This window comes from Tissierellales bacterium (assembly GCA_035301805.1).
In the GTDB taxonomy this organism is placed as follows: Bacteria; Bacillota; Clostridia; order Tissierellales; family DATGTQ01; genus DATGTQ01.
In genome coordinates this window covers 12,972-38,807 of sequence record DATGTQ010000152.1, presented here as the reverse complement: position 1 = coordinate 38,807, position 25,836 = coordinate 12,972, and the positions used below count along the sequence as shown (strand labels likewise).

28 protein-coding genes and 1 pseudogene are annotated in these 25,836 nt (G+C 29.5%); 26 read left to right on the top strand and 3 right to left on the bottom strand.

The features are described 5' to 3' along the window. The first annotated feature begins 6 nt into the window (after positions 1-6). From VK071_07760 to VK071_07700, 13 genes and pseudogenes are all read left to right on the top strand, one after another. Positions 7-1,371: pseudogene (locus VK071_07760) on the top strand (M20/M25/M40 family metallo-hydrolase). Positions 1,372-1,813: 442 nt separating this feature from the next. Continuing rightward, a complete protein-coding gene (locus VK071_07755; protein ID HLR35204.1) occupies positions 1,814-2,332 on the top strand; it encodes a GNAT family N-acetyltransferase in 519 nt (172 codons plus the stop codon). 291 nt (positions 2,333-2,623) lie between these two features. After that, complete coding sequence (locus VK071_07750) at positions 2,624-3,052, top strand: GNAT family N-acetyltransferase (GenBank protein HLR35203.1); 429 nt, start codon at positions 2,624-2,626, stop codon at positions 3,050-3,052. Positions 3,053-3,374: 322 nt separating this feature from the next. Beyond that, the gene (locus VK071_07745) at positions 3,375-4,517 is read left to right on the top strand and encodes a GNAT family N-acetyltransferase (protein ID HLR35202.1); all 1,143 of its coding nucleotides are present in this window, start codon (positions 3,375-3,377) and stop codon (positions 4,515-4,517) included. 92 nt (positions 4,518-4,609) lie between these two features. Next, positions 4,610-4,756, top strand: a complete 147-nt coding sequence (locus tag VK071_07740; GenBank protein ID HLR35201.1) for a hypothetical protein — start codon at positions 4,610-4,612, stop codon at positions 4,754-4,756. 158 nt (positions 4,757-4,914) lie between these two features. After that, on the top strand, positions 4,915-5,208 hold the full coding sequence (locus VK071_07735; protein HLR35200.1) for a sigma factor: 294 nt from the start codon (positions 4,915-4,917) through the stop codon (positions 5,206-5,208). 55 nt (positions 5,209-5,263) lie between these two features. Then, the gene (locus VK071_07730) at positions 5,264-5,434 is read left to right on the top strand and encodes a sigma factor-like helix-turn-helix DNA-binding protein (GenBank protein HLR35199.1); all 171 of its coding nucleotides are present in this window, start codon (positions 5,264-5,266) and stop codon (positions 5,432-5,434) included. Continuing rightward, complete coding sequence (locus VK071_07725) at positions 5,427-5,741, top strand: hypothetical protein (GenBank protein ID HLR35198.1); 315 nt, start codon at positions 5,427-5,429, stop codon at positions 5,739-5,741. The genes VK071_07730 and VK071_07725 overlap by 8 nt, the downstream gene beginning before the upstream one ends. A 19-nt stretch (positions 5,742-5,760) precedes the next feature. Continuing rightward, positions 5,761-5,943: a hypothetical protein gene (locus tag VK071_07720; protein ID HLR35197.1), complete on the top strand. Its 183-nt coding sequence runs from the start codon at positions 5,761-5,763 to the stop codon at positions 5,941-5,943. Beyond that, positions 5,928-6,620, top strand: coding sequence for a hypothetical protein (locus VK071_07715; GenBank protein ID HLR35196.1), 693 nt, complete (start codon positions 5,928-5,930; stop codon positions 6,618-6,620). The genes VK071_07720 and VK071_07715 overlap by 16 nt, the downstream gene beginning before the upstream one ends. A 231-nt stretch (positions 6,621-6,851) precedes the next feature. Then, the gene (locus VK071_07710; GenBank protein HLR35195.1) at positions 6,852-7,361 is read left to right on the top strand and encodes a GNAT family N-acetyltransferase; all 510 of its coding nucleotides are present in this window, start codon (positions 6,852-6,854) and stop codon (positions 7,359-7,361) included. An 18-nt stretch (positions 7,362-7,379) separates the two neighbouring features. Beyond that, entirely contained in the window at positions 7,380-7,619 is a 240-nt protein-coding gene (locus tag VK071_07705; GenBank protein ID HLR35194.1) for a hypothetical protein, read from the top strand. A gap of 20 nt (positions 7,620-7,639) precedes the next feature. Further along, the gene (locus VK071_07700) at positions 7,640-8,260 is read left to right on the top strand and encodes a hypothetical protein (GenBank protein HLR35193.1); all 621 of its coding nucleotides are present in this window, start codon (positions 7,640-7,642) and stop codon (positions 8,258-8,260) included. A 345-nt stretch (positions 8,261-8,605) separates the two neighbouring features. Here VK071_07700 and VK071_07695 read toward each other — a convergent pair whose 3' ends face one another. Continuing rightward, positions 8,606-9,952, bottom strand: a complete 1,347-nt coding sequence (locus VK071_07695; protein ID HLR35192.1) for a pyridoxal-phosphate dependent enzyme — start codon at positions 9,950-9,952, stop codon at positions 8,606-8,608. Positions 9,953-10,264: 312 nt separating this feature from the next. On the opposite strand from VK071_07695, the gene VK071_07690 reads away from it, so the two are divergent. The 8 genes from VK071_07690 to VK071_07655 all read left to right on the top strand — a co-directional run bounded on the left by VK071_07690 (position 10,265) and on the right by VK071_07655 (position 16,373). Next, positions 10,265-10,714, top strand: a complete 450-nt coding sequence (locus VK071_07690) for a hypothetical protein (GenBank protein ID HLR35191.1) — start codon at positions 10,265-10,267, stop codon at positions 10,712-10,714. 348 nt (positions 10,715-11,062) lie between these two features. Further along, entirely contained in the window at positions 11,063-11,692 is a 630-nt protein-coding gene (locus VK071_07685) for an Rpn family recombination-promoting nuclease/putative transposase (protein ID HLR35190.1), read from the top strand. A 657-nt stretch (positions 11,693-12,349) separates the two neighbouring features. Next, positions 12,350-12,787, top strand: coding sequence for a hypothetical protein (locus tag VK071_07680; protein ID HLR35189.1), 438 nt, complete (start codon positions 12,350-12,352; stop codon positions 12,785-12,787). Positions 12,788-13,165: 378 nt separating this feature from the next. Then, positions 13,166-13,318 carry a hypothetical protein gene (locus tag VK071_07675; GenBank protein HLR35188.1) on the top strand — a complete coding sequence of 51 codons (153 nt, stop codon included), beginning with the start codon at positions 13,166-13,168 and terminating at the stop codon, positions 13,316-13,318. A 4-nt stretch (positions 13,319-13,322) separates the two neighbouring features. Next, positions 13,323-13,451, top strand: coding sequence for a hypothetical protein (locus VK071_07670; protein ID HLR35187.1), 129 nt, complete (start codon positions 13,323-13,325; stop codon positions 13,449-13,451). Positions 13,452-13,884: 433 nt separating this feature from the next. Beyond that, positions 13,885-14,376: a GNAT family N-acetyltransferase gene (locus VK071_07665; GenBank protein ID HLR35186.1), complete on the top strand. Its 492-nt coding sequence runs from the start codon at positions 13,885-13,887 to the stop codon at positions 14,374-14,376. Positions 14,377-14,663: 287 nt separating this feature from the next. Then, positions 14,664-15,122 carry a nucleoside deaminase gene (locus VK071_07660; GenBank protein HLR35185.1) on the top strand — a complete coding sequence of 153 codons (459 nt, stop codon included), beginning with the start codon at positions 14,664-14,666 and terminating at the stop codon, positions 15,120-15,122. A 435-nt stretch (positions 15,123-15,557) separates the two neighbouring features. Further along, the gene (locus VK071_07655) at positions 15,558-16,373 is read left to right on the top strand and encodes a type I restriction-modification enzyme R subunit C-terminal domain-containing protein (GenBank protein HLR35184.1); all 816 of its coding nucleotides are present in this window, start codon (positions 15,558-15,560) and stop codon (positions 16,371-16,373) included. A gap of 41 nt (positions 16,374-16,414) precedes the next feature. Here the strand turns inward: VK071_07655 and guaD are convergent, their stop codons facing one another. Both guaD and hisC read right to left on the bottom strand, forming a co-directional pair. After that, positions 16,415-17,704, bottom strand: coding sequence for a guanine deaminase (guaD, locus tag VK071_07650; GenBank protein HLR35183.1), 1,290 nt, complete (start codon positions 17,702-17,704; stop codon positions 16,415-16,417). A gap of 95 nt (positions 17,705-17,799) precedes the next feature. Further along, a complete protein-coding gene (gene hisC, locus VK071_07645) occupies positions 17,800-18,885 on the bottom strand; it encodes a histidinol-phosphate transaminase (protein HLR35182.1) in 1,086 nt (361 codons plus the stop codon). A gap of 248 nt (positions 18,886-19,133) precedes the next feature. Between hisC and fusA the strand changes: the two genes are divergently transcribed. The 5 genes from fusA (at position 19,134) to VK071_07620 (ending at position 25,763) form a co-directional block, all read left to right on the top strand. After that, complete coding sequence (fusA, locus tag VK071_07640) at positions 19,134-21,128, top strand: elongation factor G (GenBank protein ID HLR35181.1); 1,995 nt, start codon at positions 19,134-19,136, stop codon at positions 21,126-21,128. 172 nt (positions 21,129-21,300) lie between these two features. Next, entirely contained in the window at positions 21,301-21,759 is a 459-nt protein-coding gene (locus tag VK071_07635) for a CtsR family transcriptional regulator (GenBank protein HLR35180.1), read from the top strand. A 15-nt stretch (positions 21,760-21,774) separates the two neighbouring features. Then, a complete protein-coding gene (locus tag VK071_07630) occupies positions 21,775-22,284 on the top strand; it encodes a UvrB/UvrC motif-containing protein (GenBank protein HLR35179.1) in 510 nt (169 codons plus the stop codon). Continuing rightward, complete coding sequence (locus VK071_07625) at positions 22,284-23,306, top strand: protein arginine kinase (GenBank protein ID HLR35178.1); 1,023 nt, start codon at positions 22,284-22,286, stop codon at positions 23,304-23,306. Before VK071_07630 ends, VK071_07625 begins: the two co-directional genes overlap by 1 nt. A gap of 18 nt (positions 23,307-23,324) precedes the next feature. Then, entirely contained in the window at positions 23,325-25,763 is a 2,439-nt protein-coding gene (locus tag VK071_07620; protein HLR35177.1) for an ATP-dependent Clp protease ATP-binding subunit, read from the top strand. Positions 25,764-25,836 lie beyond the last annotated feature (73 nt).

The window sequence follows — 25,836 nt, the reverse complement described above, 5'->3', positions numbered from 1 at the left end:
AGCAATAAGACAGTTATTCTAATAGGTCATATAGATACTGTGGGAATTTCTGATTATGGTGATTTGAAAAAATATGCTACTAAACCTTTAGAATTAGCAGAAAAGTTTAAAGAAAGATCCCTTTCTGAATATGTAGTGAAAGATCTAAAATCAGGAGAATATTTATTTGGCAGAGGTATATTTGATATGAAATGTGGGGTAGCCACTCTTATGACTTTAGTAGAGCAAATCTCTGATGATATAGAAAACTTTGAAGGTAATATTGTGTTTGCAGCGGTATGTGACGAAGAGAGGAATTCTGGTGGCATGCTTTCAGTAGTTCCAGAGTTAGTTAAATTGAAGAAAAAAGAGAACTTAGAATACTTAGCAGTAATTGATACAGATTATAGTGCTCCAAGATATGAAAATGATAACACCAGATATGTATATTTAGGTACTGTAGGGAAACTAATGCCTACTTCCTATATAGCTGGAGCAGAAACTCATGGGGGAGATCCTTTTAAAGGAATAGATCCTAATTTAATATCTTCAGCTATAACTAGTGAAATTGATTTCAATACTAAATATTGTGATGAGGCTGAAGGAGAGGTTACTGTACCACCTATTACTTTAAGACAACAAGATTTAAAGCCGGAGTATTCAGTACAAACAGCGAAAACTAGTTATCTTTACTTTAACTATGGAACTCATATAAGTACTCCAGATGGAGTTATGGAAAAGGTAGTAAAAGGAGCAGATTTAGCTTTTCAAAATGTAATTGACAATTTAAATAAAGAATACAAGAAATATTGCCATCTAAATAATTTTTTATATGAAAAACTACCTTGGAAATCTAGGGTTATGCCCTATGATGAACTATACAAGAAAGTAAAGGAAGAAAGAGGAGTAGAGGTTGATAAAGTAATAAGAGATTTAAATAATAAACTATTGGCTGATCCCAATATAGATGATAGAGATTTTGCATTGAAAATAGTAAAAGAAGTTCATAATATGTGGTCTGATAAAAAACCAGTAGTTATAGTCTTCTTCTCACCACCATATTATCCACACATATATGTAGAAGGAAAATCCAAATTAGAGGAGAATCTTTTAAATGCAGTTAAGAAAACAGTTAAAAATATTGACTCTAATTATGATATCGAAGTAAAGAAATTTTATCCATATATTTCTGATTTAAGCTATGTAGCTGCTCCAAGAGAAAAAGAAGCTGTTGAATCTCTTAAGAATAATATGCCTGGATTTGGAGTGAAATATAAATTGCCTATTGAAGATTTACAAAAGCTAAATCTTCCAGTAGTTAATATAGGACCTTTTGGAAAAGATGCTCACAAATTCACAGAAAGGTTAGAAAAAGATTATTCCTCAATGTAGCACCAAAAGTTGTTTATAATACTATTATAAATTTACTGAAATAGAATAAGAATCTGCTAATGGACAATTTTTATTTTCATATTAACGAAGAATGTAAAAATAACTGTTAAGATGATGATTTTTAATGTTTTAGTGAGAAATCGGTCCATTGCACCTAGTACTATAAAAAAATCCAAAGGCACTGAGATAAAAATCTTGGTGCCTTTGTTAATGAATGAAAAGCTGAACTGGAGAATTATCTAAACTAAATTACAGATTAAAGAGTAATGTTAAATGAATAGGAATTTTGAGTAAAAAATTCAATGTTGTTGGATTGATCTTAATATTTATATATAATATAAATTAGTTAAATATAAATTTAGTGAATCAGAGAATTGTTTATTATTCTAAACTTAGAGCAATAAAGGTTAACAATATATTTTGTGGAGGTATTTATAGATAAATGTCAAATAAAACTATAACAAGCATATATGGCGAATATAAAATTATATTTCTTGACGAGGTACATGCTGGAGAAATAGCTAAATGGCAATATCCAAGCCCTTATGATTTTTATAACTTTGATGATAATGATGAAACAGTCAAAGAGCTTTTAGAAGAAAGCTACTATTCTGTTTTTAATAAGCAAGAAGAATTAATTGGTTATTTCTGTTTTGGAAGTAGTGCACGTATTACCACTTGTGAAGGTTTCATATTTTCAGATACCGCATTGGACATAGGATTGGGTATGAAACCAGAACTTTGTGGAAAAGGTTTAGGTCTTGATTTTTTATATGCAGGATTTGCATTTGCTGAATCAAATTTATTGGGACATAAGGCAAATTTTCGACTATCTGTTGCTCAGTTTAACGAAAGAGCAATAAAACTATATAGGAAGGCTGGGTTTACTTTTCATCAAACTGTTACTCATAAATCACTGAATATGCCGTTTTATATAATGCTCCGTAATGCTAATATATAAGTTTTAAATTACTTTGATTAACTAGATTGAGAGAAAATTAAATATTATATTTTATTAGATGAATTGTTCTAAGAATTTATTTATTATATGTAAGCGTTAATTTTAACTTATATTATTAATAATTCTACGAAAGCCTTTCATAGAATATAAAGTAAAATAGACTTTTTTCAAATATTTCCTTTTTTAAAAAAAGTGGTATTTCTAGATGATTCTAATGATATAATATTGAAAAAAATATGTAATGAAAAAGATTTTTAAACAAAGCCGATTTATATTTTGTGAGGTATAGCAATGAAGATAAAAAGAATTTTAAGTGACAAGAAACAATTTCTTGATTTGCTGCTGCTAGCAGATGAACAAGAAGATATGATTGATAAATATTTGGAGCGTGGAGATGTTTTTGCTCTATATGATGAAGACTTGAAAAGCATTTGTGTGGTGACAAAAGAAGATGAAGGAATATATGAATTGAAGAATATTGCAACTTATGAAAAATATCAAGGGCAGGGCTATGGAAAAGCTCTTATGAATTATATTTTTGATTATTATGGTGATATATGTAAAACTGTGTTTGTAGGCACAGGAGATAGTCCTTTTACTATTCCTTTTTATGAGCATTGTGGATTTAAAATTTCACATAGAGTTAAAACTTTTCTACTGATAACTACGGTCAGCCTATTTTCGAAAATGGGGTTCAACTTATTGATATGGTCTATTTGAGAAAAGATTTCTAAAGTTTAGAAGTAATTGGAAAAGTATTGATAGGGTATAACATTATTTAAAGGTTAGATAGACTTGGTGTTGATATATAAACATAGACACAAAATAAAATTCTATATATACTAATAATAAAGGAAGTTAAATTTTAAGGTTTTATCCAAATTGCAAGTATTATAGGAATTATGATTAAATCGCAATAGCGTTTTAATATAAATAAATCGAAAAGGAGTGGTGCTTTATGAAAAAGAATATAACAATAATATTAAAAGTGAATGGAGGTATCACTCAAAATTAGCCTCCAATAAAATAAATGGAGGGTAAAATGACAGATAAAATTATAATTAAAAGGATTAAATCAGAGGAAGAATTATCTAAGTTTTGGGAGATAAGGGATCAATATATGCTTGAAGATATAATTCCAAATTGTGAATTAGGAGAACTTAGAAGTGAAGAGGATAAAGGATGGTTTTTTTTGGATGAATATTGTAACCACATGGAAAAATTATTCCGAAGAAAACAAGATACAGCCAATCCGGTCTTCTTTATAAAGGATGATAATATAATAGGTTTTGCATCTTATTGTACTTATTTCTCTGAAGATGGGAAATGCTTTATAATTGATTTCTGTATTCTTTCTCAATATAGAAATCAAGGACTAGGAACAAAAGCTTTCCAAGAAATTAGTGAAAAAGAAATAAAGCGGGGAGCTAGATATTTTGCTTTAAATGTATATAATAATAGAAATAAAAATTTTTGGGAGAAACAAGGCTTTAAATTTGATGGACAGGATGAATATGGTTCTGTACTAATGCGTAAAGATATGTCAGGGGACTCATCTGCTAAACTATTGGATAGTAGAGGATTTGATCTATGGTCAGAAGGTTATGATAAAGATGTAGAGATATCGGAGCAAAATAATCAATATCCTTTTGCAGCCTATGAAGAAGTGCTAAATACTGTTTACAATAAAGTTCATAAACATAAAGGAGTAATTTTGGATATTGGTTTCGGAACAGGTACATTAACAAAGCGATTATATGATAATGGTAATAAAATCTATGGAATTGATTTTTCAAAGAAGATGGTTCAAATTTCACAGAAGAAGATGCCAGAAGCAAAGTTGATACAATTTGATTTTACAAAAGGTCTTCCTAAAGAATTAGATGGAGTGATGTTTGATTCAGTTATTAGCACATATGCTATTCATCACCTAACAGATGAACAAAAAATAAGCTGTATTAATGAAATATTACAATATTTAAAAGGCGATGGAGTTATTGTATTTGGAGATGTTTCTTTTAAAAATAAATACGAAATGATAATGGCAAAAGAAAAAGATAAGGACTTGTGGGATGATACTGAACATTATCTTATAGCCGATGAAATAATGAAGCTATTACCAGATTTAAAAGTTGATTTTGAGAAGCTATCCTACTGCTCTGGTGTTTTAACTATAAAGAAATAATGAAGCATTTAGCATGTTTAGAAATAGTTTTTAGTGATTAAATATTATATTTCATTGATTAGACCATTATTTCTAATAGGACGATAGACAATATGAGAATAGAAACTGAATATTATAAAGCTAAATTGGCGGTAGGTTTAATATCTTACCGCTTTTTATTATCAAGATTTGGAACTAATGTTATTTTAAACTATGGGAGTAATATGATTCTTTTATCTAGCAGTTCAAGTCCTAGATAATTAGTATTTTATAAATAAAGAAAGTTTACACCTTTTACCTCTTTCTAGGGATTTTATAATATAATTTTCCAATTGGTTCATTTATATTAAAATATGTAATAATATAAATGAACTTTTTTAATAGTCAAATACTCTTATATATAGATAGGGGTGGGAAAGTGAAAGAAGAACTGCTAATAAAACAAGCAAAAAATGGAGATAAAGAAGCTTTACTTAAGTTAGTCATGGCTCAAAAAACAGATTATTATAAATTAGCCTATGTTTATATGAAAAATGAAAATGATGCTTTAGATGCAATACAAGACATGATAGTCATCCTATATGAAAATATACACAAACTTAAGAAAGATACTGCTTTTTATAGTTGGAGTAAGACAATATTAGTTAATTCCTGCAAAAATATATTGAAAAGAAAAAATTGTTTCCTTAGAAGAAGTAAAAGAAGAAGGTAGCTATGAAGCATATCATAATCCTGAAAATAAGGTAGTTTTAGAAAAATACTTATCTATGTTAAGTTCTAAGCATCAGGAGGTAATTAGATTAAGATACTTACTTGACCTTGATTATAAGACCATAGGAGAAATACTTAAAATTCCTCTTGGTACAGTGAAATCAAGGATAAATGCGGCTATGAGAAATTTAAAGAGGATTTATGGGGAGGATGATGTAAATGGCTAATATTGAAAAGCTACTAACTGATGGCAAAAAGGAATTAGATAATTTATATATACCAGAAAATATGGAAGTAAGGTTGAGAGCTACCTTAGATAGTATACCTAATAAAAAAAGAAGTTTTAATATCAAAGGAAAGATTGCAGTATTAATTATTCTAGCACTTCTTATAGGATACAATGCAAATACCTTGGCCTATTATGCAAAGGGATTAATTGGATATGATAATGTGATGAATGGAACCTTACAAGAGTTAAATGAGTTAGGAAGGGGACAAATTATAGATAATCTTATACATTTAAAAATGGAATAAGGTCACATTAGATGGCGTAATGTTAGATGATAATAATTTAATCTTATTCCATACTATAAAAGATCCTTCAGGTAACGTGGAAGATGCGTATTTAGATTTAGAAATTCATCAATTAGAAGGATTATTTGGAACCACTTATAAATATGGTGGGTATGGAGAAATAAATGAAGATGGTACTGAGATGAAATGGATCATAACCTAAAAATCCCTATTAATAAAGTTATTGATGCGAATCAAAGAAAACTAAAAGTTAGATCATTAATAGCATCGCCAACAACTACAGTTGTAAAGGGACAAATTCAAAATATAGTTGAGCTAGGAATAGACCAAATTACAGGACAAAGATTTATGCCTGAAAATATAGAACTAATACTAATAGCTGATGGGAAGGAAGTTGATTTGCAAAGTTCGGGTGTGAGTACAGATATAAAAGGTAGCCGATTTAATATGTCTTATGATGCACTACCCCAAGATACAAAGAATATTGAAATAAAATCAAAATCATTTGGAGGAAACTATGAGGTTAATAAAACTATAGAAATGGAGAAAGGAAAGATTAATAAAAGTGTCAAAATATTAGAGCAGGATATTAGAATTAACGAAGTTTATGAGTCAAAGGGAAATACCTATATAAATATAACTACAGATGAAAATTTAACATTGAGTAAAGCGCTCTTAGATATAGATGGAAAACAAATAGGAGCAGATGAAACCATTCCAGGAGATTATGAAAAATTAGTAGATGGAGATAGCACCAAAGTAAATTATACTAGAACTATTAAATTTAAAGGAACTGGAGAAAAGTTGGTACTAGATGTTCATAGAATTAGATATAATAAAAGTTACGATAAGACAATATATAAATATAATATAAAATAATTAATGAGTTAGGGGGAAGCCTAACTCATTAATATATAGCCATTTTACGAAGGTGCTTTTATTTATATAAGAAAGCCTATTGTAGACAATGTATATCATAAAGGAATATGTTTGTATAATATACTTGTGATTTATTTTATAATAAAGATAAATAACTTGGATAAGACTTTATTGCTGAAGTTTAGTATAATAAAATAATGTTATGTTATAAATAAAAGGAGAGTATAATATATGGACTATCAAATCAAACCATTACAGTCTTCAGATGACTTATCGCCTGTTTTAAATATATATAAATCTAATAATGAGTATTTTCAAATAGTATCTCAAGAAGATGCATCTATGGATGCTATATTGAAGGATATGACCGAAGTACCGCCTAATACGAGCACAGATCAAAAATGTTTCTGCCTCATTACGGAAAATGGTAATCCAATAGGAGTGATAGACTATATCGAAAATTATCCAGACCAAGATGTTCTTTATATTGGACTTTTTCTTGTAGATGGTAAAAAGCATAATAGGGGAATTGGAAGTGAGATTTATAAATATATTGAAAGAATAGCTATGGATGAAGGTTATGAAAGGATTAGATTAGGAGTTGTACAAGAAAATATAAAGGGGTTGAGGTTCTGGCAAGAAATGGGCTTTATAACTGTCAAAACTGTAAAAAGTAGCATAAAACCTGAAACAAATTGGACAATTCATGTTATGGAAAAAAGGCTCTCGGTAAGTAAATAGGAGGTATTTTTAGTTATAGTGAGTTCGACTTATAAAGTTATAATAAAAGGTATAAAAAAGGAGTGTTATGATTATATGATTAGATATCCTTCTAAGGGTGTTTTCCATCCATTGGACTTACAGTCTCCATATAATTATCTTGCTGATGTAGGTGATCTTCCTTATGAATCAGCTCTCCAAAAAGCTTTAGTTGAATCGGAAAGGAACCAATGGAAATATCTTGTCTGTAAGTTAATTAGCGCAGTAGATGGACATTAACAATGAAAGAAGAGGTTGTTATGAAATATTTTAAATATACGAACAAAGAAATAGAATATTTAAAAAAGAAGGATAAAAAGCTTGGGAAAGAAATAGATAGGATAGGTATGGTAAAAAGAGAAGTAGAGCCAGATATATTTTCAGCACTTATTTCAAGTATAATAAGTCAACAAATATCTACTAAGGCAGCAATTACGGTGAAAAATAGACTTATAGAACTGATTGGAGAGATTATTCCACAAAATATAAATAAAATTGAATTGGAATCTATACAAAAATGTGGAATGTCTTTAAGAAAAGCGAGTTATATTAGGGGAATAGCCGAAGTAGCTATTAATAAGACAGTAGATTTTGAAAATCTTCATAGCATGACAGATGATGAAGTGATTAAAGAATTGACTTCACTCAAGGGTGTAGGAGAGTGGACGGCCGAGATGTTACTTATACATTCGTTGCAAAGGCCTAATATACTTAGTTATAAAGATTTAGGTATTCGAAAGGGGATAATGAAATTATATAAATTAACAGAACTATCAAAAAAGGAATTTGAGATATATAGAATCAAATATTCACCTTATTGTTCAGTTGCATCTTTATACCTATGGGAAATATCTAGTGAAACCACAGAAGGGAAAGATTAAAAGATTAGGAAGGGGAGGTAATGAAAAATTTTTTAAAAGAGTTTTCAGTATGGAGAAAAGATTAGAAAAAATGGAGAAACTTAATAGGGCTAGACAGTGACAGGAATATTATTTTATAAGCAATTTAAAGAAATTATAGTGTCCTCTTGATATGCACCATATAAATTATACTATGGGGTTGTTTTATAACTAAAAGATAGTTGCATTTTTTTGATTTTTGCTTCATGATTAAATTTAGTATAATTTCTCATGATAGATTTGTCATACTAAAAAAGAGGTCTAAGCTAAATAGCTTCTAGACCCCTTTTTTTATTGATTGTTTATTTGAAGTAGTTCCTTTTTATATTATTCCTCAGAATATATCATTCTAGCATATTTAGTTTCAAAACCTAATTTTTCGTATAAGCTAATAGCTCTTTTATTATCGAAATCTACATGTAGTGATAGATTACCATTAGTAAGTTCTATCATCTCATTAATTAATTCTGTAGCAATACCCCGTCCTTTATTACCTTTTTTAGTTACTATATATGCAAGGTGGTAAGTGGGAATAAAGTCTTTAAATCCAGAATGAACTACAACACAAACCCCTTGTGGAATATTATTCCGAAGTGCCAAGAGTATAAAACCCGTATCTACTGCAGTATTTACGGCATCTAAAGTTTCTTTTAATGGATCTGAATAATCTAGAAGCCATTCTTTAATCCATTTAGAGATTTCTTCTTTAGGATATTTTTCAAAATCTTTTACCCTATATAATTGTAAGTCACTTTTGCCATCATTTAAAATAATTGCATGTTTACCATTTTTAATCTTACCTTCCTTTGCCAGCTTATAAAAACCAGCAAAAGAATAAGCTTCTTCTGTTGACAAAATAATATTTTCTTGTTCTCTTAAAACTTTAGCACTTTCCTTTAAGAGATCTTGATTTACAGATACTATTCTACCTTCTGTATCGTGAATCGCTTTTAAAGTGTCTTCCAAAAGAGAACCCTTTCCAGTGAATAAATGCCTTGTATATTTATTTACTTCTATATTATAGTTCTCTAAACCATCGATTCCCATATTTTTTTTATAATCGTCAAAGATAGCATTGCCTTTAGGAATAGTACAAGAAAATATTTTAGGATATTTGTTAATATGACCATGTGCCCATTTGTTTACAAAGCCATTATAAAGGCTGGCTACAGTGTATCCATAACTAAGCTGAGTAAATACTGTTGATATATTATTTCCAAGTTTGTCTGATATTTCTTCTCCTAATTGTTGTAATGCAATGACACTAAGATTTCTATTTCTATATCCATTAGATGCATTATACATATTATGCTCATTACAGTAACCGCCAACTAGCTTATACATATGGCTTGTGTCACTTTTACTGAAATCAACTAAAGATTCCTGGGGAAACAAAGGAAGCTTCCAATCCTCTCCTTTAAAATATGGAATATTTACTTCAATATTTTCTTTTTCAGCAAAATGAATAATAGAATTGATGTAGTCATTTGAACCGTTAACGAGGATTTTATCCTTGTTTTGATTTATAGCATCCTTAATTATTACCTCCGATATCCTATCAAATTTATGCCCGTATGGATTTGAACCTTCAAGTTTTAAGTAAATTTTTTTAACCCCTAGATATTGCTCTAACTTTTTGGCCCGCATAAGAGGGGTCTTGCCAGAAATATTCAAAGAATCACTCCCTGTATTTAGTATGTTAATTAGTATAACATATATTCCTACAATGTAAAATATATTAAGAATCATTGTTAATATCCATATATTACTGGCAAAAAATATAAATTGAAGCACAATAGACTTATTGATATAGACCAGTAAGTTTATAAAATAGGGAATAAACTATTATGTATGAAATTAATAAAGTTATAAAAGCCCCATTACGAAGAATTAGAGGAATATTTACAGTATTTATAGAATATAAGCTATAACAAAGATAATTAATTATTTAGTTAATAACTATTATATTGAAAGAGCGGTGATACAATGGTGATAAAGAAACCTATTCCAGATAAAGAGAACTGGAGTGCATCAGAAATTATACAGATTATTTGTGGTTTTATCTTAGCAATTGTAGTGACTATAATTACATTTATGTTGTTTAGGGCAACTGCAGATATATATAGTCCTTCGGGATTGCAAGAATTAGAAGGTACCTATGAGTATGGATTAGGTACATTACTATTAGGTTGGATTCCAGCTGTTATAGGGATGTTTACTTTACCTTTAAATATACTTTTATGGTCAAATGCAGTTTCTAATAAGCTTAAAATAAGTTATTTATCATTAGCCTTGTTCTTTATAATAATAGTAGTAGGTAAAGGAAATAAGCTTTTATCCAGTATCTTTATACCATTAATATTAATAAATATATTACTTATTTCTTTTCAGCGTTACCATATCTCTAAAAATAAACTTGCAGAAAAAGATGAATGATGGTTAGGGAATTTAGAGGGTAGTAAAATGAAGGGGAAATTCCTTGAAAGAGTGAAGAATATTATACGGATTTATCTAAAAAATATTAATATAGGGCACAGATCATATTGTGATTATTATTAAAAACGAGTCAATAGTAGACGGAAATGAAAATCAAAAAATATTAGGATTAAATTAAAGAGATACCAGGAATATTATAAATATTTGATGCTATGGATTTGAGAGAAAAATTTAAAACTATAAATTCTATGTGACACTACCAAATTATAAGGTCTAATAAAAGTAGGTAGGTGATGAGATGAAAATACAAAGTCCACACGATAAGTTTTTAAGGAAACCTTTGGGGATATAGAAGTAGCAAAGAACTTTTTAAGTAACTATTTACCAGAAAGCATTATGCAAATCATAGATTTAGACACAATAGAGCCCCAAAAAGATAGTTTTATAAACAAAGAACTTCAAGAAGGCTTTTCAGATTTACTTTTCAAGGTAGATATAAATAAAGAGAGGGATATATTTACAAAAGATAGTGAAGAATTGTTTAAATCTATTTTAAAATCAATAGAATATCTACAAGAACTAGAAGATAAACAAATGGGAATAGAATATTTTGAAATACTTATGAGATATATTTTTAGTGCTGGCAAAGACGTATCCAAAAAAGATATTAATAAGATAGTTCAAAAGATTGAAAATACCTATCCAGAAGGGAGTGAGCGGGTTATGACTTTAGCTGAAATACTTAGAAAAGAAGGAATAGAAAAGGGAATGGAAAAAGGAATGGAAAAAGGAATAGAAAAAGGAAAAACGAAAGCTCTTGAAAAGGCTGTGATAAAATTATTAACTAAAAAGTTTGGAGTTTTACCGGAAGAACTTAAGATAGGAATATCAAAACTAGATGCCGTAACTTTAGAAATTATAATCGATGGTATATTTGAATATGAAAGCCTAGAAGATGTTAAAAAATATATATTATAGGATATAATTGACTGGCTGTAGTATAATAGCTAGTTATTTTATATCCTATAATATAAGAAAATATAAATTAGAGTGATATTATGCAACAGAAAAGATTAAAGAATATATTAAAGAATATATTAAAGAATATATTAATCATTCAGGTTCATGGTCCTTCGAGCCTTTAGAATTACTAGGTTTTCTCAGAACATTAGCAAGTTTTAAGACATCAATTTGAGATAAAATGAATTCTAAATTAGTTTCTTGTTGGAATTCTATAAATTCCTCAAAGGAAATAGAGTTGTTTCTCAAATATACATATTAAGGGGTTTCATTCTTCTCGGATGATTTTTGTTCACACTTAATTAATTCGATAAATTGGGGTGAAACCCTTTTTGTTTTTGGATAAAATTAAGTAAAATCAATATTTTATCATAATATATAATATACAGTTGAGGCCAGTATAATAATAGGGTATAATAAATTAAACATACATATATATACAGTATAGGAACAAATCGGATTATGTCGTAAAAACTCATAATATACCTGACTTTGATTAGAATTACAAAAAATTATCAGGGGTTTTAAAGTAATAAGTCTAATGAGATACCACATGGGGAGTTTATAATTTAAAAAGGTAGACTATTTTATTTGAAAAGTTAGGAGATAAAGTAGATGAAAAGAATATTATTATTACTGCTATTATTAACTTTAATCTTAAGTGGTTGTACTATGAAAAAGAAAGAAGAAAAGAAAGGTTTACCAACGAAAGAAGAAGTTCTAGAAGAAATGCTTGATTATTTAGAAGATAAATATGGTGAAGAATTTGAAGTAGATTCCATTGATTTTGCATGGTGGGGAAATCCAGGAAGAGAACATATGTTAGCATATCCGAAGGATAGGGAGAATGATGATAGAGTATTTGCTTTAGTGAGAACATATGAAGAAGATGGTTCGGTAACTTATGAGGATGGGTATGTAGGTTATGTGATGGAACCTATAGTTGTTGGAAAGTATGAAAGTATTGTTAAAAAGTATTTTCCGGATAGTTTGGTTTTTGCTGGGTTCGCCAATAATTATCTATATCCAGAAGAGCTTTTAATTTTTCCGTAAAAAATTCCCACCAACTCTCAATACCCTCCAAAAACCAAAAAATCTTACCAATCTTGCAATGATCCCTAATTACTATAAAATATATATAGATAAATATACTAAAGTAAGAAATAGACTAGTTTAGGAGGAATCTAATGTTAGAAGGAGATACTAGAAATAAAGTTGATAGAATATGGGAGGTATTTTGGACTGGAGGAGTTACCAATCCCCTTTCAGTTATTGATAAATTACATATCTATTATTTATAAGAGGATTAGATAATTTAGAAACTAAAAAAGAAAAGGAATCCCAGGTTTTAGGTATAGAATTTAAAAGAATATTTCCAGATGACAGGCAATATTTAAGATAGAGTTAATTTCAAAATTATGAGGCAGAAAAGTGTATCAAATAGTTTCAGAAGAGGTATTTCCGTTCATTAAAGAATTATATGGAAATGAAGAACCAGGGGTAATATTAGAGGAGATAAAAGGTCTAGAAGTAGAGATAAGGGATGGATTAGGTGAATTGGAAAGAATGGTAGAGGGAAAGTGATATTATGACAATTAAGAGTATACGATTAGGGGATTATTATAATATTAGAAAAGGAAAAAAGGTTATAGAACTTGAAGTAAAAAAAGAAGGCAGTATACCATATATTCAAATAGAACATTTAAGGAATGATTAGAATATTAAATATTGTATGCCTAGTGAAAAATATATTATAGTAAATAAAGATGATATAATTATTGCATAGGATGATGCTAATGCAGGTACTGTAAGCTACGGATTAGAAGGAGCTATTGGAAGTATTTTGGCAAAGTTAAGTAATAGTGATGAAAAAATATATACGCCGTAATGGTTACATGGGAACGTGTCATAATAGTGATAGGTGTAATATGTATTATAAAATCAAGGCTTTCAGGAACTTTAACAAATATATTTCATGTATTGCTTAGAGTAATTAGTAGATAATTGTTGTAAGCAGTGTATGAAAAGCAGGGATTTAATTCTTTAAGAATTTATAATTATATGGTATATTTATATTATAATCACTGTCAGCTACGAGGTATCAGTTTAAAAGTGCGACATAAAAGTTATTTTTGGGGGGGTAGATATATATGAATATTGAAATAAAAGCATATGATAAAGAAGATATTGTAGAAATAATTTATATATGGAATGAGGTTGTTCAAGATGGTATTGCTTTTCCACAGATGAATTTATTAACGGAGAGCAGTGGGGATGATTTCTTTTCAAAACAATCCTTTACTGGTGTTGCCTATGATATAGACAGAAAAGAAATTGTTGGTCTATATATACTTCATCCTAATAACGTTGGACGATGTGGCCATATTTCTAACGCAAGTTATGCAGTAAAAAAATGTATGCGTGGTCATCGTATTGGTGAAAAACTTGTTATTCATAGTATGAACAAGGCAAAAGAATTAAACTTTAAGATTTTACAATTTAATGCAGTAGTTAAGTCAAATGAATATGCACTTCGACTATATGAAAAGCTTGGATTTACTAAATTAGGAGTTATTACTAATGGATTTCTGATGAAAGATGGAACATATGAAGATATCATTCCTCACTATTGTATACTGTAGCTGCAAATTTAAATTTGTATAGTTGAGAAAATGATAACAGTATAAGGTCAGGTTGATACGTAATATTAGTAAATGACGAACTAAATGAGTTCGTCATAGTTTAAAATTGCGAACTAAATGACCTTTGAAAATTGAATAATGCAGTATATAATTAGGTTATCATTTTAGTAAAAAATTAAATATTTATTGAAATATGATTTGTTTTATATTATTATGTAATGATATTTATCTATTATTTTTTACACTAAAATATAAATATCAGTCTGATTTTTATAATGGAGGCTATTATGATAAAGAATGATGAATATTTTATTAAAAAAGCAATTGAACTATCTTTAAAGGCAAGAGAACAGGGAAATGAACCATTTGGAGCCGTATTAGTAAAGGATAATGAAATTGTGATGAGTGGAGAAAATCAAATTAATTCAATTTCTGATCCTACACATCATGCTGAAATTGGATTGATTCGTAAATTTTGTTTAGAAAACAAAGTAAATGATTTAAGTAAATATATACTATATTCAAGTTGTGAGCCATGTGCTATGTGTTCAAGTGCTATGGTTTGGTCTAAACTTGGAAAATTGGTATATAGTGTCTCACATGAACAATTAGCAGAAATTGCAGGGGGTAATATTATGATTCCATGCAAAGAAGTGTTTGAAAGAAGTCCACATCAGACAATTGTTGTAGGTGAACTATTAAATGAGGAAGGTTTGAAAGCTTTTGATGGTTATTCTTTTGTATAAGGAATTTTACTTTATCTGGCTTTAGAAACAGATAAATTTCTATGAGTAAATTTAATATATTAAGAAGAGAAAATTAAATATAAATTAATAAAAATACCGTATTATTCAAAAGAATATACGGTATTTTTTAGTTCATAATTTTAGTAAAATGCGTCGCAACATAATAAGATTTGAAGTAATTAAAATTAAAAAATATAACTTAGCAGTTTAGATGTAAAAGTCTGGCCATCATAGGCAAAAACCTAAAGATAAATGGATAATTGTAGAAAACTCCATGAAGCTATAATTCCAAATGATTTATTTTTGGCAGCTTAGGAGATACTTGATAACAATAAAAAGAAAGACCACTTTAAAATAACAAGATACGATCTAGAAAGAAATCCAGTCAATAAGTATAGAGGTATAATTTTTAATGGTAATACTAAGCCGCTTCTAATGAGGAATGGGGTTAGAAGTAATAAAAAACTAAGAAATGTACTGAGTATTGATGCAAGTGGAGCATATTGTAAAGATAGGATAATTGGTATAAGCAAGATGAAGATTGAGGTGGTAGAAAAACATCGGATTTCCCTTTCTTTTAGGATTTCTAGGCTTAATTCAGATTTAAAAAAATTATATGAAGCTTATAGTTTAGGAACGATTGAAAAGGAGGATTACCTGGAGGAAAGAGAATTAAATAGAAAGAGTTTAAGTATCTATGAAAGAGGAGGTATATATTTTACAAATATTCAAGATGAAGTAACTAATATAATAGAAAGTGAAGGAGAATTTACAATAGAAGATTTTAAAGACTATAAAAAGAAAGTTAATCGTTATATAAATGAAAATCAAAATCATATTTCTATATACAAACTAAAAAATAATGAAAGACTTACAGCTAGTGATTTTAAAGAGTTAGAAAAAATTTTATGGAGTGAAGTTGGAACTAAAGAAGAATATGAAAGAGAATATGGAGACAAATCTTTATCTATTTTAGTAAGGGAGATAGTAGGTTTAGATCAAAAGGCAGCTAATGAAGCTTTTTCTGAGTTCTTAAATAATAAAAATTTAAATAGTAAACAAATTAGATTTCTAAAACATATAGTGGATTATGTAGTTAAAAATGGAGTTATGAAGGCCAAAGAATTAACGGAAGAACCTTTTAGAAATATAGGTAGTATTATTGAAGTATTTGATACAGAAACAGCCTTAAAAATAGTAAATACTATTGAAGAAATAAATGAAAATGCAACTAATATCATAGGAGCATAGTAAAAAAATAACCCTACTAAATTAGTAGGGTTAAATTAATATTAAACAAGGGGTTTTTCTACTTTAACACCTTGAACATACCTTTCTTCAATATTTCTATCATCACCAATATAAATAAATCTTTGTATTCTTTCTTCTAAGGAAAGCTTTTTAAAGTTGCCTAGATTTGAATCGTCAATTATTAATGCATCAAAATCATAATCTTTTTCAAAGCTTCCTACTTTTCCAAAGAAACTGCCGCCACCTTTTGTACCAAGATAGAATGCTTCACTTGTAGTCAATGGAGCAAGTTCTTTATTTGTTTCTAACCATTTTATTTTTGAAGCTTGAATAGCGGAAACCATTACATTAGTAATACTAACCTTATGTCCTCCTGATACATCTGAACCCAAACCAACGGGTATTCCTTTATCTAAAAATGTTCTAACAGGCATAATTCCACTAGATAGGTTATAATTTGAATGAGGACAGTGAGCTATATGTACTTGATTTTCTGCCATTAAAACTAGCTCTTCCTCTGTATTATGGATACAATGAGCCATAATGGTTTTCTGCTGTCCAAATAATCCAAAATTATTATATACACTAGAATAATTTTCAGATTCAGGATGTAGCTCTTTTACCCATTCTACTTCACCAATATTTTCATTTAGATGAGATTGAATAGGAATATTATATTCTTTAGAAAGTTTTCCTAAAGCCTCTAATAATTCTGGAGTACATGTAGGAACAAATCGTGGAGTAATAATAGGTTTTACTACACTTGATTTATTATTATAATCTATTAATATTTCTTCTGTTTCTTTTAAAGAAATATTAGTATCTTCTGTTAAATATTCAGAAGTATTTCTATCCATGTTTACTTTACCAACATATCCTCCAAGGCCTGATTTTATCAATAAATCTAAAAGCAATTTAGTACTTTCTTTGTGAACACTAGAAAAAAGAGAAATTCTTGTAGTTCCATTTTTCCAAATATCTTCAATCATTTTTGTATAAACTTTCTCTGCATAATCTATATCTTTATACTTGCCTTCTTCTGGGAAGGTATAAGTTTCTAACCAAGGAATAAGTTCCTTATCTAATCCTAATCCCCTATTAGGGTATTGAGGAGCGTGAAAGTGTAAATCTACAAATCCAGGTATAATAATTTTATCTCCTATATTTCTAACTTTTATATTATTATATTTTTCATCTAAACTAGGATAAATGCCTTCTACTTTTCCATTTTTGACTATTAAGTAATGATTTTCATAAGTAATAAAAGAATCTTTAGTAGGTGTAAATGCTATATTTCCTTTAAAGATTAATATGTTTTCTCTATCTGTCATACTGTCCAACTCCTTATATTATAAGATAGTAGTAAATTCGATATATAATCGTTATACCCTTTGTATAGTTTTAACAAAAAACAACTAAGGAGACCTTAGTTGTTTTTTAAGACTTTCTTTAAAGTTTTTATGCATAATTTATTTTCTTCCATAGTACCAATAGAAATTCTAATAAAGGTTCCAGCCATAGGCCTGATAATTACTCCAAGTTTTTGCATTTCTTTAAAAACTTCATTTCCATCTCTTTTAACATCTACAAAAATGTGATTAGCTTCTGAAGGTGGGAAGAATAATCCCATGTTTTCTAATTCCTCATAAAAATACTTCTTACCTTCTAAATTATTATTATAAACTTCTTTTAAAAACTCCTCATCTTCAAGGGCGGCTACTGCTGCAACTTGTCCTAAAGAATTCACATTGAAAGGTCCTCTTACTTTATCGATATTTGTAACAATATCTTCATTTGCTACTATATAGCCTACTCTTATTCCAGCTAAGCCATAGGCTTTTGAAAGGGTTCTCATAACTATAACATTTGGATATTTTTTCATAAGTTCTATACTGTTCTTTGGATAATCTTCTCTTGTAACATAATCTCTATAAGCTTCATCATAGGCGACTACAACGTTTTCAGGTACCTTATCTAAAAAGTCTAATACCTCTTTTTTAGTTACCATTGTACCTGTTGGATTATTTGGATTACATAACCAAATAAGTTTTGTTTTTTCTGTTATGGATTCCAACATACCCTCTAAATCATAAGTATAATTTTTTAATGGAACAATTACAGGTTTTCCACCCATCATTTCGGCGGTAGCTATGTATCTTGGAAAGGTAATATCTGCCATAATAACTTCATCATCTTTCTCTAAGAGGGTTTTAGATATTAAGTCAATCATTTCATCAGCACCACTAGAAGGAAGTATCTCCCTTGTGGATACATTAAATTTTTTAGCAAGTGTTTCTTTAAGAATAGTTGCATTACCATCAGGATAAGTTGCCAAATTGTCTAAAGAGTCCATAATAGCTTTTTTAGCCTTTTTAGAGCAACCTAATGGATTTTCATTTGATGCTAATTTAACAACCTTGTCCAAGTTAAACTCTCTTTTAACATCTCTAATAGGTTTTCCTGGCTTATAGGGTTGTAAGTCTTTAATTTCTTTTCTAAAATGTATTGACAAAAGATCAGCTCCTTTCAGATCTATCTAAATTTTAGTATATCAACCATAGTGAATAAGAGCAAGAAAAAAGTATTAGAATTTTTTAAAAGTTCATGATACAATTTAATAAAGATACTTTAATTAACATCTTATAAGTTTATTATGAGGATATTATATTTAAGGAAATAAATTTTTAAAGGAATTTAAAAACTTTTGTAGAATAATAACTCATAAGGAACAAAAATGCTTGTTAAGGGGGAAAAGTATATATGAAAGTATATGGAACAGATGAAATTAGAAATGTAGCCTTAATCGGTCATGCTGGCAGTGGTAAAACAACGTTGACAGAAGCTTTATTACATGCAGCAGGTGTTACAAAGAGAAAGGGAAGTGTTGAAGATGGAAATACTATGTCTGATTTTAATGAAGAAGAAATATCCAGACAAGTTTCAATTGGAACTTCTATAATTCCCATAGAAAGTAATAATATTAAATATAACTTTTTAGATACTCCAGGATATTTTGATTTTGCTGGGGAAATGTTAGGCGCCTTAACGGCAAGTGAAGGAGCAATTCTAATAGTAGATGCTGCGTCAGGTGTAGAGGTAGGTACAGAAAAGGCATGGAAATATACAGAAGATTTTAATATACCCAAAATAATATTTTTGAATAAAATGGAGAAAGAAAACGTTAACTATGAAAAATCATTTAACCAATTGAAAGAGTTTTTTGGAGACAATATAGTACCTTTCACTCTACCAATAGGGCAAGTAGAGGATTTTAAAGGAATAGTAAATGTATTTGGTGAAGAGTCAAACATTCCAGAAGAATTAAAAGATGAAGTAGAATCAATTAAAGAAATGTTAATGGAAAAAGTGGCAGAAACAGAAGAAGAATTAATGGAAAAATATTTTGAAGGAGAAGCGTTTACTGATGAGGAGTTACAAAGAGGTTTAAAAAATTCGCTAAAGAATGGAGATTTAGTTCCCTTATTGGTAGGTTCAGGAGATAAGGATATAGGTATGGAAGAATTACTGGATACAGTGAAAAAATATATTCCAGCGCCAAGCGAAGTAGATGAAAAAGTAAATCCAGAAGAACCTTTTTCAGCATCAGTATTTAAAACAATCGTAGACCCCTTTGTTGGTAAATTAACCTTGTTTAAAGTAAAATCGGGTAAGATAAAAAAAGATGATAATATTTACAATTCAAATAGAGAAGATTCAGAAAAGCTTAGTGGTTTATTTGTATTAAGAGGAAAGGAACAAATAAATGTATCGGAAATAGTAGCTGGAGATATTGGAGCAACTTCTAAGTTACAAGTAACAGAAACTGGGGATACTTTATGTGATAAAGATAATATGATTACTTATGAAGGAATAGAGTTCGCAGAACCAACATTATTTTTTGCTATGGAACCAAAGTCAAAGGGAGATGAAGAAAAAATAGGAACTTCTCTATCAAGACTAAGAGAAGAGGATCCAACTTTTACAGTAGAAAGAAATAGTGAAACTAAACAGTTATTAATCGGCGGACAGGGAAATATGCAGATAAACGTAATTAAAGATAAATTGAAAAATTCTTTTGGGGTAGAGGTAGAATTAACTACACCGAAAGTAGCATATAGGGAAGCTATAAAGGGGAAATCAGATGTACAAGGTAAACATAAGAAACAAAGTGGTGGCGCAGGTCAATATGGTGATGTATTTATAAAATTTGAACCTGCTGAAGAAGAGTTTATTTTTGAAGAAGAAATATTTGGTGGAGCAGTACCAAGACAATATTTTTCAGCAGTAGAAAAAGGGTTAGAAGAAGCTTTAGAACGTGGACCTCTTGCTGGTTATCCAGTAGTTAATGTTAAAGCTACATTATATGACGGTTCTTATCATCCAGTAGATTCCAATGAAATGGCCTTTAAAATGGCTGCTACTTTAGCCTTTAGAAAAGGTATAGTTAAAGCAAAGCCTATATTACTTGAACCTATTATGAAAGTTGAAGTATTAGTTCCTGAAGAGTATATGGGGGACGTAATGGGAGATATGAATAAACGTAGAGGACGAATATTAGGAATGGAACCTCAAGAAGATGGTAAGCAACTTGTTATATCAGAAGCACCTCAATCTGAGTTATTTGAATATGCTATTGATTTAAGAAGTATGACTCAGGCAAGGGGAAGTTTTACAATGGAATTTATTAAATATGAAGAAGTTCCAGCAGAAGTAAGAGAGAAAATAATAGAAGAAGCTGAAGCAGAAAAAGAATAATATAAATAAAGGTCCAATCTAATCAGGATTGGACCTTTATTTAGTATAATGATTTTTTATTTATATCTTTTATTTAAATAAAAATTGGGTACTATACATATAGATAAGTTTTATGGTATAATGGACAATATAATCAAGGGCAAAGAAAGTCAAAGTCAAAAGAGGTGGAAATGTGCCAGGATTAAGTAATATAATCGAAGAATTCATAAAAGAATTGTTTAAAGAGGCAGAGGAAGGAATTGTAGAAATCCAAAGAAATGAACTAGCAGCATATTTTGATTGTGCACCTTCTCAGATAAACTATGTACTTACTACTAGGTTTACACCCTATAAGGGCTATTATATAGAGAGTAGAAGAGGTGGAGGAGGGTATATAAAAATAGAGAAGGTTAGTATAAAAGAAGATGAGAATATAAAGAGTTTAATAATAGATACAATTGGTGATTCAATTACTAAGTATAAATCTTATAATGTAATAGAAGGATTAGTAGATGAAGATGTAATTACAAAAAGAGAAGGAGAAATAATAAAAGTGGTATTAGGAGATAGTGCTTTAGCTAGTGTAACAAGTGAAAGAAATAAATTAAGAGCAGATATTCTCAAAAACTTACTATTAGTTTTTGTTGAATAATTGGGAGGGATTTAAATGTTATGCCAAGCTTGTGAAAAAAACCCTGCTACTCTTCACTATACTAAAGTAGTTAATGGTGAAGTGACAGAGTTACATTTATGCGAAGAGTGTGCCAAGGATCATAAGGAATTAGAATTTGATACCCCTTTTTCTTTTCATAAGTTTTTAACAGGATTAATTGATAATATTCAAGATTCACCAACGCAAAAAGAAGAAGATCTTGTATGTAAAACTTGTGGGATGAGTTATGAGAAGTTTAAACAAGTAGGTAAATTTAGTTGTCCTAATTGTTATGATGCTTTTAAAGATAGACTTATTCCATTATTTAAAGAAGTTCATGGACATAATAGTCATATAGGTAAGATACCTAAAAGAGGTGGTGGAATTATAGGTATAAAAAGGGAGTTAAAAGTTCTAAAAAGTCAATTAGATTCTTTGGTTAAGAAAGAAGAATTTGAAAAGGCAGCTATAGTAAGAGATAAAATAAAAGAATTAGAAGGGGAAATTGAAGGAGGTCGGAAGTGATGGGTATGATTAAATGGCTTGAAGGTACTGGGCCAGAAGAAGATGTAGTTATAAGTAGTAGAATACGCCTTGCTAGAAATTTAAACAATTATCAATTTCCTCAACATATGAACTTAGAAGATGCAAAATCTGTTACAGATGAAATATTAAATGCTGCAAAAGATAGTATAGATAGTGGAAATTATAACTTTGTTAAAATTAAGGATTTAGATTATCTAGATAAGGGATTTTATGTAGAAAAACATTTAATAAGTCCAGAGCTTGTTAAGAATTCTATGAAAAGTAGTGTGTTATTAAGGGATGATGAAAAAGTTGGAATTATGATAAATGAGGAAGATCATATAAGAATGCAAATTCTTTCATCAGGTCTTAATTTAGATGAAAGTTGGAATTTATGTAGTGAAATTGATGATGGATTAGAAGAAAGTTTAGACTATGCCTTTGATGAAAAATTAGGATATTTAACCTCCTGTCCTACTAATGTAGGCACAGGTCTTAGAGCATCTGTTATGCTTCATTTACCTTGTTTAGTTTTTACAAGATATATTAATAATATTATCCAAGCAGTAAATCAAGTTGGTTTGACAGTTAGAGGTCTTTATGGTGAGGGTTCAGAGGCTTTGGGAAATTTATTTCAAATATCTAATCAAACAACCTTAGGTGAAACAGAAGAGGAAATGATTCAAAAACTAAAAAATGTAGCTCATCAAATAATAAATAAGGAAAGAGATATTAGAGATGGATTTGTTAGTAGACGAAAAATGGAAATTGAAGATAGGGTTTTTAGATCCTATGGTGTTTTAAAGTATGTTAGGATAATTTCTTCTAGGGAAGCAATGAAACTATTATCCAATGTAAAATTAGGTGCAGAAATAGGTCTAATTAAAGATGTAAATGTAAAGGATATAAGTAATCTTATGATACTAACCCAACCTGCAAGTTTACAAAAAAGTTTTAAAAAAGAAATGACTAAAGGGGAAAGAGATACTAAACGAGCACAATTAATAAGAGATAAGATATAATGAGTTAGGAGGAATAGTATGGCTATGTTTAATAGATTTACAGAACGAGCTCAAAAGGCAATATTATTGGCTCAAGAGGAAGCCCGTAATTTAAAACATAATTATGTAGGAACAGAACATTTATTATTAGGGTTATTAAGTGAAGGAGAAGGTATAGCAGCTAAAACCCTAAATAATATGGGAATAGACTTAGAAAAGGCTAGAAATCAAATTATAAAATTAGTTGGAGAAGGAAAGTATGAAACAGATATATTAGGTTTTACACCTAGAACTAAAAGGATTTTTGAATTAAGTTTTGTAGCTGCTAGACAGTTAGGACATAATTATGTAGGAACAGAACATATATTGTTAGGATTAATAGAAGAAGGTGAAGGAATTGCTGTTGTAGTATTAGTTAATTTAGGTGCCGATTTAAACCAAATAAGGGAAAGTATAATAAAATCAGTTTCAGAAAATCACCCAAAACCTTCCCATGGAGCACCAAGTAAGAATAGTTCTACTCCAAACCTTGATAAATATAGTAGAGATCTAAATAAATTAGCTGAAGATGGGAAAATAGATCCAGTTATAGGTAGAATGAAGGAAATAGAAAGAGTAATTCAAATTTTAAGTAGAAGGACAAAGAATAATCCAGTTCTAATTGGAGAACCAGGAGTAGGAAAAACGGCTATTGGAGAAGGTCTGGCGCAGAAAATAGTTGAAGGGAATGTGCCGGAAACTAGTAGGAATAAAACGGTAGTCACATTAGATTTACCTGGTATGATAGCTGGGGCAAAATATAGAGGTGAATTTGAAGAAAGATTAAAGGCTGTATTAAAAGAGCTACAAGAGGCTGGGGATGTAATATTATTTATAGATGAACTTCATACTTTAGTTGGAGCTGGAGCAGCAGAAGGAGCTATAGATGCATCTAATATTTTGAAACCTGTTCTTGCAAGAGGTGAAATTCAAGTAGTGGGAGCTACTACAATAGATGAATATAGAAAATATATAGAAAAAGATTCAGCGTTGGAAAGAAGATTTCAGCCAATTATGATAGAAGAGCCTACCGTAGAAGATACAATTAAAATACTTGAGGGACTAAGAGATAAATATGAAGCCCACCATAGAGTGAAGATACAAGATGAAGCATTGAAGGCGGCATCAGAATTGTCTCATAGGTATATTACTGATAGATATTTACCTGATAAGGCTATTGATTTAATAGATGAGGCAGCTTCTTTAATAAGATTAAAATCCTATACAGCTCCAGATGGATTGAAAGATTTAGAAGAAAGATTAGAGGAATTGTACCAAGAAAAAGAAGAAGCAGTTAATACTCAAAACTTTGAAAAAGCAGCAAGAATTAGGGATGAAGAAAAAAGAATAAAAGATGAATTAAAGGAAGAAAAAGGTAAATGGCAACAAAAGAAGAAAACTTCAGACATGGTAGTAGGATATGAGGAAATAGCAAAAGTAGTATCTGATTGGACTGGTGTTCCAGTAAAGAAAATGACTGAAGAAGAAAGTGAAAGATTATTAAAGATGGAAGAAATTCTTCATGAAAAAGTAATTGGTCAAGATCAAGCTGTTGATGCTGTATCAAATGCTGTCAGAAGAGCTAGAGTAGGATTAAAAGATCCTGGTAAGCCTGTGGGAAGTTTTATATTTGTAGGACCTACCGGTGTAGGAAAAACCTATTTAGCTAAAGCCTTAGCCGAAGTTTTATTTGGCGATGAAGATTCTATGATCCGTATAGATATGTCTGAATATATGGAAAAACATTCAGTTTCTAGGTTAATAGGTTCGCCACCAGGATATGTTGGTTATGATGAAGGAGGCCAGTTAACCGAAGCCGTAAGACGTAAGCCTTATTCTGTAATACTTTTTGATGAAATAGAAAAGGCTCACCCTGATGTATTTAATGTGTTGTTGCAGATACTTGATGATGGAAGGCTTACAGATTCTAAAGGAAGGGTAGTAGATTTTAAAAACACAGTTATTATTATGACTTCCAATGTAGGAGCAACATCAATAAGAAAACAAAATGTACTTGGATTTGCCTCTCCTGGAGATGAGGGGAAAGAAGAGTATGAAAGAATGAAAGAGACTATATCTGAAGAATTAAAAAGAACTTTTAGACCAGAATTCTTAAATAGAATAGATGAGACCATAATATTCCATTCATTACAAGAAGAACATGTTAAAGAAATAGTAGATGTAATGATTGAAGATTTATCAAAAAGGCTTAAAAAATTAGGTATAAATATAAATATTAGTGAAGATACCAAAGAATATATAAGTAAAAAAGGCTTTGATCCAGTTTATGGTGCAAGACCTTTAGAAAGAACTATAAGAAAAATGGTAGAAGATCAATTAGCTGAAGAAATACTGAAGGGAAATGTGTCTAAAGAAGATGATATATTCATAGGTTATAAAGATAAAGAGTTAGTATTTTCTAAAACATCTTTAAAATAAATTTCTAAAGAAGTCATGGTTTAACCATGGCTTTCTTTTGTTGCAAGAATTTTTCTTCTTAGATATAATTAGT